General features: G+C 57.0%; 16 protein-coding genes. 12 read left to right on the top strand and 4 right to left on the bottom strand.

Features of this window, described 5'->3' with window-relative positions; genetic code table 11:
• Positions 1–19: 19 nt before the first annotated feature.
• Positions 20–1,206 (top strand): IS3 family transposase gene (locus D3871_RS13500; RefSeq protein ID WP_233575603.1). Its coding sequence is split into 2 segments (ribosomal slippage): positions 20–293 and positions 293–1,206, totalling 1,188 coding nucleotides; the frame shifts between segments, so codons are not numbered across the junction.
• 161 nt (positions 1,207–1,367) lie between these two features.
• Here D3871_RS13500 and D3871_RS13505 read toward each other — a convergent pair.
• Both D3871_RS13505 and D3871_RS13510 read right to left on the bottom strand, forming a co-directional pair.
• The gene (locus D3871_RS13505; protein ID WP_119769362.1) at positions 1,368–1,589 is read right to left on the bottom strand and encodes a helix-turn-helix transcriptional regulator; all 222 of its coding nucleotides are present in this window, start codon (positions 1,587–1,589) and stop codon (positions 1,368–1,370) included.
• A gap of 401 nt (positions 1,590–1,990) precedes the next feature.
• The gene (locus D3871_RS13510) at positions 1,991–3,046 is read right to left on the bottom strand and encodes a hypothetical protein (RefSeq protein ID WP_147376812.1); all 1,056 of its coding nucleotides are present in this window, start codon (positions 3,044–3,046) and stop codon (positions 1,991–1,993) included.
• A 1,296-nt stretch (positions 3,047–4,342) separates the two neighbouring features.
• On the opposite strand from D3871_RS13510, the gene D3871_RS13520 reads away from it, so the two are divergent.
• The 10 genes from D3871_RS13520 to D3871_RS13560 all read left to right on the top strand — a co-directional run bounded on the left by D3871_RS13520 (position 4,343) and on the right by D3871_RS13560 (position 12,020).
• The gene (locus D3871_RS13520; protein WP_119769365.1) at positions 4,343–4,906 is read left to right on the top strand and encodes a hypothetical protein; all 564 of its coding nucleotides are present in this window, start codon (positions 4,343–4,345) and stop codon (positions 4,904–4,906) included.
• Entirely contained in the window at positions 4,903–5,571 is a 669-nt protein-coding gene (locus D3871_RS13525) for a hypothetical protein (protein WP_119769366.1), read from the top strand. Before D3871_RS13520 ends, D3871_RS13525 begins: the two co-directional genes overlap by 4 nt.
• The gene (locus D3871_RS13530; protein ID WP_119769367.1) at positions 5,568–6,629 is read left to right on the top strand and encodes an integrase domain-containing protein; all 1,062 of its coding nucleotides are present in this window, start codon (positions 5,568–5,570) and stop codon (positions 6,627–6,629) included. Before D3871_RS13525 ends, D3871_RS13530 begins: the two co-directional genes overlap by 4 nt.
• A 156-nt stretch (positions 6,630–6,785) precedes the next feature.
• Positions 6,786–7,874 (top strand): ATP-binding protein, encoded by a 1,089-nt coding sequence (locus D3871_RS13535; protein WP_119769368.1) that lies wholly within the window; start codon positions 6,786–6,788, stop codon positions 7,872–7,874.
• A gap of 19 nt (positions 7,875–7,893) precedes the next feature.
• Positions 7,894–8,457 (top strand): DNA-binding protein, encoded by a 564-nt coding sequence (locus D3871_RS13540; RefSeq protein WP_119769369.1) that lies wholly within the window; start codon positions 7,894–7,896, stop codon positions 8,455–8,457.
• A gap of 103 nt (positions 8,458–8,560) precedes the next feature.
• Positions 8,561–8,737, top strand: a complete 177-nt coding sequence (locus tag D3871_RS30490) for a hypothetical protein (RefSeq protein WP_199724769.1) — start codon at positions 8,561–8,563, stop codon at positions 8,735–8,737.
• A 50-nt stretch (positions 8,738–8,787) separates the two neighbouring features.
• Positions 8,788–9,105, top strand: a complete 318-nt coding sequence (locus tag D3871_RS13545) for a multiubiquitin domain-containing protein (protein ID WP_199724770.1) — start codon at positions 8,788–8,790, stop codon at positions 9,103–9,105.
• A complete protein-coding gene (locus D3871_RS13550) occupies positions 9,080–10,252 on the top strand; it encodes a ThiF family adenylyltransferase (protein WP_119769370.1) in 1,173 nt (390 codons plus the stop codon). The genes D3871_RS13545 and D3871_RS13550 overlap by 26 nt, the downstream gene beginning before the upstream one ends.
• Positions 10,249–10,698 (top strand): ubiquitination-like system serine protease family protein, encoded by a 450-nt coding sequence (locus D3871_RS13555; RefSeq protein ID WP_199724771.1) that lies wholly within the window; start codon positions 10,249–10,251, stop codon positions 10,696–10,698. Before D3871_RS13550 ends, D3871_RS13555 begins: the two co-directional genes overlap by 4 nt.
• A 242-nt stretch (positions 10,699–10,940) precedes the next feature.
• A complete protein-coding gene (locus D3871_RS13560; protein ID WP_147376813.1) occupies positions 10,941–12,020 on the top strand; it encodes a toxin-antitoxin system TumE family protein in 1,080 nt (359 codons plus the stop codon).
• A gap of 76 nt (positions 12,021–12,096) precedes the next feature.
• Here the strand turns inward: D3871_RS13560 and D3871_RS13565 are convergent, their stop codons facing one another.
• Positions 12,097–12,333: a hypothetical protein gene (locus D3871_RS13565; RefSeq protein ID WP_119769372.1), complete on the bottom strand. Its 237-nt coding sequence runs from the start codon at positions 12,331–12,333 to the stop codon at positions 12,097–12,099.
• Between the two features lie 89 nt (positions 12,334–12,422).
• Positions 12,423–12,866 (bottom strand): hypothetical protein, encoded by a 444-nt coding sequence (locus D3871_RS13570; RefSeq protein WP_119769373.1) that lies wholly within the window; start codon positions 12,864–12,866, stop codon positions 12,423–12,425.
• Between D3871_RS13570 and D3871_RS29820 the strand changes: the two genes are divergently transcribed.
• Positions 12,865–13,194 (top strand): hypothetical protein, encoded by a 330-nt coding sequence (locus D3871_RS29820; RefSeq protein ID WP_147376814.1) that lies wholly within the window; start codon positions 12,865–12,867, stop codon positions 13,192–13,194. The two genes, D3871_RS13570 and D3871_RS29820, sit on opposite strands and share 2 nt — an antisense overlap.
• Positions 13,195–13,446 lie beyond the last annotated feature (252 nt).

Here is a 13,446-nt window from a genome sequence, read left to right on the forward strand (position 1 = left end):
CACTTATGAGGAGTTTTTGATGACGAAGAATCGCAAGAAACGCAGGGAATTCGACACCAGTTTCAAACTGGAAGTGGTGCGGATGGTGAAGGATCAAGGGGTGAGCGTGTGCGATGTGTGTCGCACGATGGATCTGGGAGAGACAGCGGTCCGGCGCTGGATCAGGCAATACGAAACGGAATTGAACGGGCAATCGGGCATAGGCAAGCCGCTGACGGCCGAGCAGCAACGAATCCGGCAGCTGGAAGCCGAGAATCGGCAGCTGCGCATGGATAACGATATTTTAAAAAAGGCTTCGGCCTTCTTTGCCCGCGAACTGAAATGACTTACCGGCTCATTCAGCAATTGCAACAGAAGGCCATCCCTGTGACGCACGCATGCCGGATATTGGAAGTCAGCCGCGCTGGTTACTATCAGCATCGGCAGCGTGGGCCACGCCAGACTGATGTCGTGGCGACGGTTGAGCTCAAAGCGGTCTTTGCGGCCAGCGGGCAAGCCGATGGCAGCCGGCGGCTGGTAAGCGCCTTACAGGCGCAGGGACGCACGCTTGGTCGTTATCGGGTGCGGCGCTTGATGAGTGAAGCAGCGTTGCGCCCGGTGTGGAAGCGCAAGTTCGTCCACACCACTGACAGCAAGCACGACTTGCCGGTAGCGGAAAATCTGCTGGATCGTCAGTTCGATGTGGCGGCGCCGAATCAAGCCTGGACTTCGGATATTACCTATGTGCGAACCCGGCAGGGCTGGCTCTATCTGGCGGCAGTCATGGATCTGTTCTCACGCAAGATCATCGGCTGGGCCATGGCACCGACCATGCCAACCGAGTTGGTCGCTGCCGCTCTACGCATGGCCCTGCAGCAGCGCAAGCCGCCGCCCGGATTGCTGCTGCATTCAGATCGTGGCAGCCAATATGCCAGTCTGGAATATCAGGCCTTGCTCGGTCGGCACGGCATCCGCTGCAGCATGAGCCGCAAGGGCAATTGTTGGGACAACGCCGTGATGGAACGCTTCTTTTTGAATTTGAAAATGGAGCGCGTTTGGCAGCGCGACTATGCGAATCACGGCGAGGCCCAACGCGACATCACCGAGTACATCGTCAGCTTCTACAACGGTGTCCGATTGCACTCAACTTTGGGTTATCTGTCGCCCGTCGCCTACGAGCGGACAAGGGCAACAACACCACCTATCTTGGTGTCTGAAATTACTTGACCACTACAATATCGACAAGCCGTCCCAAATGATCACCGCGTTGGGCATTCTGGCGCATTCATTGGCGTCGAATGACGAGTCGGCGACCCGCTTGGGTAGCGGTGATAACCGTGCGCGCGCATCCTGTATGGATAGGCAGGATGTGCGCGCATTTCACGACTTCATCTTTTTTCGACACGGCTCGCCTTCACGCGCGACTCCGCCCACGCCGCGATCTCGCTGCGTATCCATGCAGACGAGCGAGTCGACAATTTCACCGGCGCCGGGAACTCCCCCTTCTTGATCGCCGCATAGATACTGCTTCTGGACTTCCCGCTCAGTGCCAGTACCTCCGGCAATCGCATGAAGCGGATTTCCTGCCGTGACGCCGATTCAGTTTCCATGTTTTTCTCCTTTCGATTTCAAATTAAATTAAATGAATGAATTGCGATATCAAGGGCGCACGTCGCTTGCCGCAAAGCGCTTGTAACCGCACGCCAACGCCTTTCAAAAAGGGATGCGTTTCTGCCGTATAGAACGTTCCTCAAGACACCAGGATGCACGGCGCAACGCGTCTGCGGGCCGTTTCTCAGAATTGGAAACAGATGGCACAGGCGGCGACTGTCTCGGAACGCGAACGCCAGTTCAAATGCATGAATGCGGCACAACAATGCCGATCGTCAGCTGCGTTGGCCTGAAAAATACACATAGCGCCGAACGCGATACTGTGCGAGGCATCCGTGATGCCTGTTCCGATACGCGAACAGAGGACGCCCGTATGACAATCGCACGCTGAACGTGCCTGTCATTTCTTCGTCTCTGCACGGGGATCTGGCCTTCCCTGTGCTACGGCTCTCGCCTCTCGGGACCAGCTCGTGCCAACAGGGTTGACAACGGATGCCATTCGGCGGGTGTTTTCACGGGCTGGCTTTACCGCATTTGGCGGAGGGGACACCAGCTCCCCGAGACTCTGGCGAGAAATGCGCGGCAAGCCGGCCTCCGGGGTGGTAAGTCCATCCAGTTGTCGCGCCCCCGTCGCTGACAAGATCGAGCCGTCCGCCAAAAGGCCTCGCTGACTGTCATCTGACGTGTCGCGACTGCGTCGCCGCAAACTGCTCGGCCACCTGGCGTAATCCCGCGCGGTACGTACCGCTTTGCGCTCCGTCTCCCATGCCAGCACCGTACCGGCAATCTGCAGAACGGCACGCTTGAAATGCTTCTTGCGCCGGTCGGCCGTATTGCCGCTGATGAGATTGACGGCCGCCAGCGTTTCCAGCATCACCATCAGTTGATCGATCTTCAGCACGAGCTTCAGATAACGCAGTTCGTCGCTTGAGATCACGTGTGCGCTGACCACGATCGGCTCGTCCGCATATTCGACCGATCGCACGACGCCGTTGTCCTCGCACAGCTTCTTTGCTGCCGCGATTTCCCGCTTCGCCTGATCCATGCACTGGTCGATGCGTTTCCGGATGTCCTGCTCGACGCTGTCGACCACTTCCTTCGGAAACTGCTGACGCGCCTGCGCCAGCATGATGAACATGTTCGCCTGAAAGCTGTTGAAGCTGCGCGCGAACACGCGCTTGATCTCGGGGCTGCGCAATACGACGTCGAACGGAATATGACTGCCTTCATACCGGGTCAGGCGCGACTTTGCAATCTTCGCCAGCATCCGGGCGTTGAATTCGTCCGGATCGCATTCAATTGCCGTGCTGTTTGCCATCTTCAATTGCCCTCCACTCGCATGCGCGCCAATGGATGTTCCCGGTAGCCCGAGGAACAGACTATATGCGCTGACGCTATTCCGACCGAACGGCTTGATCCAGCTGAAATCAAGGAGTTCAGAGTGGGATTTCGGCATCAGCAACGCAATTGCCGCGAAGCGCACTGGCCAGCGACGTCTCGGGACGGAGCAGACAGTCCAACTGCGCTTTCCGTTTGCCCAATGACGCCTCGGGTATGACTGGAAAGCTGCTGTAGAACCTCCAGGGTCATGCTGGAGAGCTACCGACGAACATCCCGGCACGCGTCCTTCACAAACTCGCACCTGGCAACTTCTGCGTAACCACTGAGGAACGACGCACACGCCATTTTTCTTCGCCAGACCGTGTAGCGCAGAACCAGAGGACAGCCTTCGTCGCGGGTCAAGTGCCGGCGCGGCGTGGCGGCCGACCAGGAATTGTTAGACAACACGTCGGCCACCAATTAGGCCGTCATCCGGAGCTATTTTGCATGGCGCATCAAGTCGCCGCCTTGACAGGTGCGCGTCTTTTTCACACACTGATCATGCACTTCGCGCTCATCGCGAGCGCACCCTCCATCGCGGAGGCCCCGAGTCGAACTCGGGCGTTTCGGTCGTTACCCGAACCTGGCATTACCCGGCGCGCTGGGATCAGCCGCCCATGATGTTCCCATAGAAGTTCGGCGCGTTTTCGCCCTCCCCGGCGAAGGTTTGTCGCGTCGCCAACGTAGCGTCTTCACGGGCGGAGCAAGCGTGACGCCCGTGAGCAATCCGGCCTGCTGTCATTGGACGCCTTCAGATAGACACGGATTGACTTGTGTCGTGCCGACGGCCAGAGCGCGTCTGCGCTTTAGCCTGATAAGTAGCCCTCGTACGCGCGCTGATGCGTGTCCCGTGAGCGGCATCGGATATGGCGTGATCGACGATCCATATCCCTGTGCTGGCGCATCAACGCATTCGATGCGCCATTTTCTCTCTTGCCTGTTTCTTTGGAGTGCGCCTACGCATGGCATCTGCCCTGCGTGTTCGGCGTGACGTCGTCCTCGAGGCGGCGCGCGCCGTTTCCAGCACTCGCCCGATCGGCGGCCCGCTCATGGGGCCGATGGATGCTTTCGGAAAGGAGACCATATGAAAACCATGAGTTGTTTGACCCGGGCACGCGCCCGGGTGTCGCAGCGGTGCCTTGGTGCCGGCTGTGCCCGCCTCCGTGGCGGGGACACGCACATCGGCGAAATCCGATGGCGTGCCCACAAGCACATTTTGAAGACCACTTCCATCCACGCTTCAGCGGCTACCGGGCCGGCGCCCGTGCACGGCAGCCATTGCGGTCCGCGGCTGCCGTGCGTGACAGGAAGGACCGATTGACTGCGTGCCGCCGGCTTGCGACGGCCATTATTACTGGAAAGGAACCGAGCAATGTTGCTACCTCTTGTTTCATCCACCGATGCGACCGCCCTGGGCGAACTGGGCTCCGGCGCCCCGCGCCCATTGCCTCGTCCGCGCGAACTGACCCGCACGTTGTGGGCTGACTACGGCACCCCGGACGGCTATGCGTTTTCCTGGGGCCAGCTGCTCGAACGGACCAGTCGGCTGCCGGATCCCGACACCGAGCGCTACACCGGCGTTGCCTGGACCATCGTTCCGACGCTCGCGTGGCGCAACCTGTTGCCGCGCCTGCAGGCTTGCGGCTGGCACCTCTACCACGTCTTGCGCCGTGCCCGGGGCGATGGCACCGAATGCATCAATGTCCCCGTTCCGGCATCCGTCTATGTGCAGTGCCTCACGTGCGTCGAACTGGCCACGCTGACGACGCTGTGCGAAGCCGATGCGCAAGCGGCACGCGCCTGGATCGCCGACCAGTTCGTGCCGCATGACCTGCCGCTCGTGCTGGAGGCCTATCAGGAGCATCTGGGCGAGCTGGTGTATTACCGGCGCGAACTGGGACTTGCCGAGGCTGCAGAAAATGGGGGTGCCATATGATCGCCGCCCTTCATCTGCCCGCCACGCTGGCCGGCCAGCCGCTTGCCGCGTGCGGCATGCCGCCCGAGCTGGCGGCGCTGTTGTCGCTGCATAACATGACGTGCGCCGACGTCATCGGGACCTGCTGGAGCCAGTCCGGCACGGTGCACGTCACCCTGCAAAATGAATTCGAGGATGCGCTCGGCTATCACTTCGACTGGGGCTGGGTGATCCCGGCGATGCCGCGCTGGTATGTCGATGATGACGGCAAGGCCGGCCCGCCCGTATGGCGGTTCGTGCCCACCGCCGTCTGGCAGGAGCTTGCGCAAGCCGGACGCCTTGCGGCCCCGGTGCATGACATCATCGGCCAAGCGTCGAAGCCGGTGCGCTACGGCATCAGTCAAGTCATGCGCGCCCCCTTGAGGCTCCACGGCACCGATCCGTCGTTCAGCGCGGATATGCACTACGAAGAGCTGGAGCGCGCGCTGCCGCACGACCTGTGCACCCTGTGGCCGTACTGCGCCGAGGATGCCGATCCGGCCGTGCTGGTGCAGTGGCTCGAGCGCGCGTTCCTGCCCCGCGCCATGCTGGCGCTGCTGCGGCTGCTCAAGTCGGCGGCGCTGGCGCGCATTCATGAGATCGAGAAACAGCAGCTTGGCAACGCATCGAAAGGAGGACGGCCATGAGCCACAATCCTGACTGGAAGACGCGGCTGCAGGCAATCCTCAACGAACACAACCACCGCCACGCGAAGCGTCACAAGGAGGTATCGCACCGCACCCGCGACGCGCGCGCGAGTACGGTGTTCATGCTGTTCAGTCTGTTGCGCGATCTCGGTTTTCAGCCGGATCCGCCGAACCTCGACGGCACGCACGTCAAATATCTGTTCTGGTACCTGACCTGCGATCCCCGGATTGCCGATCTTTGCCGCCGGCGCGGCGTGCCGATGCTGCCCAAATCCCATAGCGCGGCGTATCTGCAATTCCTGGCCAGCACGCTGCGCACGTTTGCCGGGTGGATCAACAAACCCGGCCTGATCCTGCCGCCCGAGCGCTACGGGATTGATCCTGCCCTGTTTGAACGTACCTATGTGGCGCAGGAGGACAAGGGTTGGGCCGCGCACGACATCGATATCCCGCAACTGCTCGCGCGTGTCGCGCGCATCGACGAGCGCGTGGCCATCATGCTGGAGCTGGTGTGGCGGTTCGGCCTGCGCCGCAAGGAAGCGGTGATGTTCCAGCCGCACCTGGCGGTGGTGCCGGCCGGGCTGGTGCCGATTGACAGTCCAATTGCCGAGCAGTACATCACCTGCCTGTCGGTCGAGCGCGGCACCAAGGGCGGGCGCCTGCGCCTGATCCCGCTGGTATCCGATGCGCAGCGCGACGTGATCGAACGCGCCAGGCGCTTTGCGCCGTATCCCGCGTCGTATCTTGGCCATCCCGGCAGGACGCTGCTGCAATCGCTGGACCGCTACAAGAACGTGCTGAGCCAGGCCGGCATCACGAAGAAGGAACTGGGCATCACCGGACACGGCTTGCGGCATACGTTCGCTGGCGACAAGTATTTTGAGCTGGCCAAGGTGGCATGTCCAATTCGTGGCGGTGATCCACTGCGTGATCCAGACCTGCTGGAGCGCGTGTTACGCAGCGTGTCCCAGCAATTGGGTCATAACCGGACGTCTATCAGTCAGGCCTATCTGGGCTTGATGACGCAACGTGAAAGCGATACCAACTTGAATATCTGACGCCATAACCGTGTACGGTGCCATTTTTCGCATAAACGATGTTGGCGGAGGAGCAATAAATGCTGCCATAATGTGAAGTTATGGCGACGCTGAAAACACCATTGGACATGGCCGTCGCGTCTTCATTAGATAGAAGCGACATTCAGTGGATGGCGAATGAAAGACAATATCGTAAAAATCCTTCAAGAAACGCCTTGGCTCAAGGGACGCGAAATCGCTCATCGGCTCAACGCTGACAAAAAAGAAGTGAATGCGTTCCTCCACAGTCACAGCGACCTTTTTGTTCAAGATAACGAATTTTTCTGGTCCTTGGCGAACCAATTCCGTGTGGAATTTGCAAAGAATACTTGGATAACCAGCGCATCATTTGAACATTCGCTTGCGCGCTGCGGATCGCCGCTCGACGATGATTGTTCATCTGTGGTTTTTGTGCTTCCAGAAGGTTGCAAAGTCCTACTTGAGGCAGCGGCTCGTCTGATGGCCCTATGCAATCAATTGGCCTGGAAGGGCAAGCGAGTCGTTTTGGATTTTTCCGACAGCGGTTCCACGCGTAGCTACTTCAACCGTATTGGGTTCTTTGATCATCTTGCACCAGCTGTCACGGTGATTCCCGCGCGTCCAACGGTGTCTGGTGCGGAGATCTTTCGTGGAAACGCCGACACGCTCATGGAATTTGGTGCGATCGACCCGATCGCGCCGGATGAATCGATTCCCGTGCAGTTGAAACATAGTTTCGTGAATCATGCGGGCGAAGAATATTCTCAGCCAGCATTTACCGTCCTCGCAGAATTGTTCGATAACGTACGTGATCATGCAGAATCGCCGCTCCCTGGATTCGCCGCACTGCAATGCTATAAAGCGACGAAAGCGCCGCACATTCAGACGGTCATTTCCGACAGTGGCAAGGGGATCGTCGAAACGCTCAGGCCTATTCTGCAGACAAGGTATCCGGACGTCGCAAACAAAATCGCCGAAGCTGGCGATGCTGCCGATGCTCATCTCGTCAGAGAAATTTTCGAACGCGGGCAGATTACCCAATGCGAACCGGGACGCGGTCTCGGGTTAAAGGCAAGCGGGGATGTTGCTGCAAAATTCAAGGCAAAGATATCTATTAGACAAGAAACGTTTGAAGTGATCTTGCAGTACACAGGGGCGAAACGCCCCAAGTTTACTCATTCGTTGAACCTGCCCCGCATTCTCGGAACACATATTTGTTTCGATTTTTTACTTGACCAAAGAGCGTAAATCTCCTTAAATTAAAGTGATGAATGAGAAGACTCACATAATCGACCTTCATGAATTGGTTGATAACTCACACCCGCACGGCAATGCGCAAGGCAAAGAGGTCTACCGAAAATTGGTAGATTTAATCGATGCCGAACCGAATTGCCGCGTGTTTGGTATCTCACTCAAGAATATCGACGCCACTGATGCCTCCTTTCCGCGGGAAAGTGTCGTTTCGGTCGCCAAACACTATCGGGAAGAAAAAGGTCTTTTTCTGATACATATCAAAACTCGCGATATCGTTGACAACTGGAAATATGCCGCAGTAGCAAAAGAACAACCGTTGATCATTTGGTATCCCAAGAATGAATACGAGATCATCGGTCCGGAGATCAATTCAGCTACGCGAAGCTTGGTCAATTACGTGATCGAGCGAGGTACGGTGTCCACTTCTCAAACCGCGCAAGACCTCGACATCTCAGTCCAAAACGCCAGCACAAGGCTTAAAAAGCTGTTCAGCCAAGGCTACATCCTCCGCTCCGAAGCCATCTCGGAAACGGGCGGCATCGAATATTTGTACGAAGCCATCAAATATTCTGATTAAACTCCTTGATTTAACCAGAAAACCATCGTAGTATTGTTTGTGAATCCGCGTGGAATCGATGCGGGTTAAGTTAAACAGCTTAATTTAAGCAGAAAGGTAAAATATGTCTACAAATCCGCCCAAAGGGGACGGCCATCGTAACGGCGCAGTCCGTCAACGCTCCCAGACGCAAACGCCGTCCGGCAACTGGGTAAAACGTGACACCAACAATGGCCAGTTCATGGACATGAAAACGTCCGACAAGACGCCATTCAAGGGTGTCCGGAAAGAACGCAAGTAACTACATGGGGGGCGGAAGCCCTCGCTCCACTATTCTCCGAAAGGAATCTTATGAAATCCGAAATGCATTCTCCAGATCAGCAAGCCGACAGTGCCGGCGCTGCGGCGCACGGTGGCAATACCGACCAAGCGCACGAGTACGAAATTGTCGTCAATGCGCGGCAAGTCGACGTCTCCAAGGGCACGCTCTCTTATATCGAGGTCGTCCGACTGGCGTTCGAACACCCCGTGATCGACGAGAACACCATCTATACCGTCGCCTACAAGCGCGGCCATGGAGACAAGCCGGAAGGCACCATGGTCGATGGCGACACCGTGAAAATCAAGAATGGGATGATCTTCTATGTCACACCAACTAATCGATCGTAGTCCAGACCTGAAGCGCCTGCGGGACGAAGGATACGAAGTTGAAATTCGTTCCCAGCATCTCCTGGTGCATGGAATCCCGTACCTCAACGCGACCGGAACGGCGCGGCGCGGCACCCTCGTGTCGGACTTGACCATGGCTGGCGACGTAACCGCCCGCCCAGGCAGTCACGCCGCCCATTTCATAGGAGAGCATCCGTGCCGGAAGGATGGAACGCAAATCTCGCAAATTAAGCACGGGACCGGCAACAATCCGCTCGCACCCGACATCATGGTCAACCATTCGTTTTCCAACAAGCCTGCGAACGGCTACGCGAATTACTATGAAAAGATGACGACGTACATCGCGATCATCTCGGCGCCTGCGCAGTCGGTTGACCCGTCGCTTACCGCGAAGACGTTCAAGCTGATCGAGTCTTCCGAGTCGGATTCGGTGTTCAAGTACCTCGATACATCGTCCAGCAGGGCCGGCATCGGCGCCATGTCGGCAAAATTCAAGGGCTTGAAGATCGCGATCATCGGCTTGGGCGGAACTGGATCGTATACGCTGGACCTCGTCGCAAAGACAGAAGTAGCTGAAATCCACCTCTACGACAAAGACAAGCTGCTGCAACACAATGCATTTCGATCGCCGGCGGCACCGTCGCAAGAAGAGTTGTTCACACAACCTCCCAAGGTTGCGCATTACTATCATCTCTACTCGAAAATGCGCCGCGGCATCGTTCCTCACGAAACCTTCGTCGACGAATCGAACGTCCACGAACTTGCTGACATTGACTATGTGTTCATCTGTGTCGACAAGGGTTCCGTCAAGCGGCCGATCATCGCAACGCTTCAAGCGGCTGGAATTCCGTTCATCGATGTAGGCATGGGCGTACATGCGGTCGGCGACAAGCTGTGGGCCACTTTGCGCGTCACGACCAGCTCGAAAAAGAAGACGGATCACGTGCTGACGCGCATTTCGTTGTCCGACGATGATGATGACAAGTATTCGCAGAACATCCAGATCGCCGATCTGAATTGCTTGAATGCGGCACTCGCGGTGCTGAAGTGGAAAAAGCTCTGCAGTTTCTATCTCGACGAAGAAAACGAGCACAACAGCACCTACACGACGAGCATCAATCTTTTCACGAGCGAAGACAGATCATGATGCGCACGCAAGCTCTCGTACCGAAATTCAGCGAATTCATTCCGAAGAACATTGAGGATGGCATCCTCTATGTCTCGCTGCCCTACGGAACCGCCGTTCATCGTTGCTGCTGCGGATGCGGCAATGAGGTCGTCACGCCCCTGTCTCCCGCAGACTGGAAAATCAGAATCGATGGCGAATACGTATCGCTCGATCCCTCGATTGGCAATTGGCATCTCGCATGCAAATCCCATTACTGGATACGGCACAACAAGATTGTCTGGGCAGCGCAATGGAACGAACATCAGATCCGCGCCGGCCGCATTCGCGATCAAGCCGCCAAGAAGCGCTATTACGATAAAGCCGTCACGCCAGCCTCTAGCGGCGACAGTACCAACCAAGTACACGGCGCTGACGTTCCGCGGTCAGTTGGAATCTGGGCATGGATTAAATCGTGGTTTTCGTGACAGCACCCTACGGTCGAACTATCCACCTGGAGAAAGGAGAGCGAAAAGCCTAACGTAACCGCCGGCCACCGCAATTGGCCAATGCTGCGAACGCGGGACGCTGCTTTCACCGGCGTTACGTTTAACCGAATCATGATAAGAATGACAGGACCAATATGACTACTGCACCTCCGCATTCATCTCAAGATTACCTGCAAAATCCAAATAATTTGGCGAAATCCTAAACGCATACGAGGTAACTGTTGAAAATCAGCGAACTCATCAAAACGTGCTTTGCACACGATCTAGACGGAAAGCAAACTGATGTTTGCGTAAGCAGCATCGCAGTAAATCTCCTGAAACCGACGATGCCTGTCGTCGCTATTGAAATGAAAGCGTCGGACGATCTGTTCCGGATGATGGTTACCGCCGACGACGCGCATATTTTCGTCGAAGGCGGTGTCTTTCATTTCAATGCACTTTACGTGGTCACGAATCATTTTCCGGCGCCCAGAATCTATTTCATCAAAATGGAGGACCTGCTGCAAGTCGCGAGCTTGGGTTCTTATCTGGACCGACGAGGGATGAAATTGCGACCGATCGATGGAAAAAAATTCTCCCAGTTGATTGACGATCGACATTATGGGGACCGCTACCAGCAATGGCATCGCCGCTGGGAAGCGAACAGCAAGACGTTCAAAGGGTTACTCGATGGCCGAATCAAGAATACCGCCGTAGAGCAAGGAATGTGGTTATCGTCAGATGGTAATTGCTTGGTCTGCGGCGACAGGACTGATCGCATGTCAACGGCCACGGTCATTGGCAAGACGGGCATGATGATTGGCCTTCAATTGTGTCAAAGACATGAGGCCGAAGCACAAAATCAATCGACGCTGCTCGAATTCATATCAATCAAGATGCGAGTGCCTGCACCGTTCCTGAGTGGGGCGAAGGTTACTTTGCATAGTGACATGACGATATCGATGTCATGCGACGCCATATACAATGAACTGGATTGTGAGATAGAAAAGGTCGAAGAAAACACGATCACAGCACTTAGAAAATCGGGTTTCCGGATAATCCTTCGACAAGATGGACTGACTAACTACGCTTACAATATTCAAGATCCAAATCGGGTACCTATTTCCCGAATTGATTCGGCCGATCATCATAACGTTGAATATGGTCCGGACCATCTTCATCGGAATCTCAGTAAGTCGAAGAAGAACATCGTCGAGCCAAGTTTCACGTACGGCTTCGCGATAGCGGATCTTAAAGTGATAAAACAACTCGTCGAGGAGGCGGAATCTCAATGGAGTAATTCGTTGAAAGCCTCACAGTGACGGCTTTTGACCGTGTGCTGGATCGTCTGTTACTGACTTGGTTGACCCATCGCTTTCCAAGCGGTGTCTTGGCTGGTTATCCGGCGCCCCTCGTTTCTTCAACGGCCATGCAGCAACGGCTATACTCGCGGTCGATCAGCCAGTGCAGGAACCGGGTGGCTTCCGACACGCCCCAGTAATAATGCTTGCAGTGCGCGATGTAGGCATCCAGGTCTTCAATGGTTTTCACATCGTCCGGCGCAAAGCCTGTGATTTGCGTGAAGCGCGCGACCTCGCGTGGGGTCAGCCGGATATGGTTTCCTAGACGGATCATGGTTTGACCACTCTCTCCTTTCTTACTCCGCACGTGCAGACCGGCGACGAATGACGGTTCACCAGCGGCCTGCCGTGCGCGACGCAGGTTCAGGCCAGCTTGCCCGGCAAATTCAGATGGGCATCGATCTTGTCGGAGAAACCCTCGGGGTCGTTGCGGTAGCGTTCGATCTCGTCCAGCACCCGATGCTGGCCGTCGGCGCTGCGCATCCATCCCGGTCCCCAGCGCCGGTCCGCATAGCGTTCAAAGCGCGCGGTGTCGACTCCGAGCCCGACCGCTGCGGCAAGAACCTGGTCCGCATCGACCGTCAATGCCGGGTCCGGGCATGCCTGGACAATCGCGCGCTCGATGTCGTCGAACGGACGGCTCTCGGTGACGCCGCATTCGGACAGGCTTTTTGCAACGCGATAGTCCGCGATCTGCCTCGCCGGCGCCTTGATTCCGACGCCAGCCGGAATGTGCGCCTGCCCTTCCCCGGGCAGCGTGGCAACGACGGGAAGTGCGTCCCGAAGGGCGTCAAGGGCATGTTTCATGCTGAGGCTCCTGTGCAATACGCGTGATCTCGCTTCACCAGCATCGCGCGGGAACCCGTTCGTTCAAGTCGCGTTCCGCGCCCTGTTTCGCCAGGCAAGCTGGGGGCCCGCAAACGGTTGCTTCGCGCTGCACGAACCGTCCGATACGGTCTCTTACTCGCCTGGACCGATTTCCTGCGATGGACAAGCCGTTTCCGGCGCGCTTGCCCATGTCATGCGTTCGAGGGTGGAGGCGTTCGGCAATTGCCGTCAGGCGACGGCGCGACGTGATGCAATGGGCTCAATCTGCGCGTTCCGTGTGCGCAGACACACGCCGCGGGATGGTTGACGTGCGACTCGAGAGCGACTGGGGAACAACTGGGCACGTACCGGGTTCGCGCATTTTCCGGGTACTCATACCCGGGAACGACTGGAGAACGACTGCAGTGCGACTCGCACGCCGTGTTTGCCTCCTGGTCCGCATCTCGCAGAAACAGAGGTAACCCTTCGCCCCGGCAGGTCAAGTCCTGGCGCGGCGCAGCGACCGGCCACGCGCTTTTAGACTTCACGCTGGACACCATTTAGACATTTTGCAAGCGCG

The organism is Noviherbaspirillum saxi (assembly GCF_003591035.1).
GTDB classification, from domain to species: domain Bacteria; phylum Pseudomonadota; class Gammaproteobacteria; order Burkholderiales; family Burkholderiaceae_D; genus Noviherbaspirillum; species Noviherbaspirillum saxi.

Bases quoted from the DNA above. Each gene is read 5' to 3' on its own strand.
- D3871_RS13545 (WP_199724770.1), top strand. From the start codon at position 8,788: ATGAAATCCGAAATGCATTCTCCAGATCAGCAAGCCGACAGTGCCGGC.
- D3871_RS29820 (WP_147376814.1), top strand. From the start codon at position 12,865: ATGCTGAGGCTCCTGTGCAATACGCGTGATCTCGCTTCACCAGCATCG.
- D3871_RS13570 (WP_119769373.1), bottom strand. From the start codon at position 12,866: ATGAAACATGCCCTTGACGCCCTTCGGGACGCACTTCCCGTCGTTGCC.
- D3871_RS13530 (WP_119769367.1), top strand. From the start codon at position 5,568: ATGAGCCACAATCCTGACTGGAAGACGCGGCTGCAGGCAATCCTCAAC.
- D3871_RS13520 (WP_119769365.1), top strand. From the start codon at position 4,343: ATGTTGCTACCTCTTGTTTCATCCACCGATGCGACCGCCCTGGGCGAA.
- D3871_RS13540 (WP_119769369.1), top strand. From the start codon at position 7,894: ATGAATGAGAAGACTCACATAATCGACCTTCATGAATTGGTTGATAAC.
- D3871_RS30490 (WP_199724769.1), top strand. From the start codon at position 8,561: ATGTCTACAAATCCGCCCAAAGGGGACGGCCATCGTAACGGCGCAGTC.
- D3871_RS13555 (WP_199724771.1), top strand. From the start codon at position 10,249: ATGATGCGCACGCAAGCTCTCGTACCGAAATTCAGCGAATTCATTCCG.
- D3871_RS13535 (WP_119769368.1), top strand. From the start codon at position 6,786: ATGAAAGACAATATCGTAAAAATCCTTCAAGAAACGCCTTGGCTCAAG.
- D3871_RS13565 (WP_119769372.1), bottom strand. From the start codon at position 12,333: ATGATCCGTCTAGGAAACCATATCCGGCTGACCCCACGCGAGGTCGCG.
- D3871_RS13505 (WP_119769362.1), bottom strand. From the start codon at position 1,589: ATGGAAACTGAATCGGCGTCACGGCAGGAAATCCGCTTCATGCGATTG.
- D3871_RS13550 (WP_119769370.1), top strand. From the start codon at position 9,080: ATGTCACACCAACTAATCGATCGTAGTCCAGACCTGAAGCGCCTGCGG.
- D3871_RS13525 (WP_119769366.1), top strand. From the start codon at position 4,903: ATGATCGCCGCCCTTCATCTGCCCGCCACGCTGGCCGGCCAGCCGCTT.
- D3871_RS13510 (WP_147376812.1), bottom strand. From the start codon at position 3,046: ATGCCGAAATCCCACTCTGAACTCCTTGATTTCAGCTGGATCAAGCCG.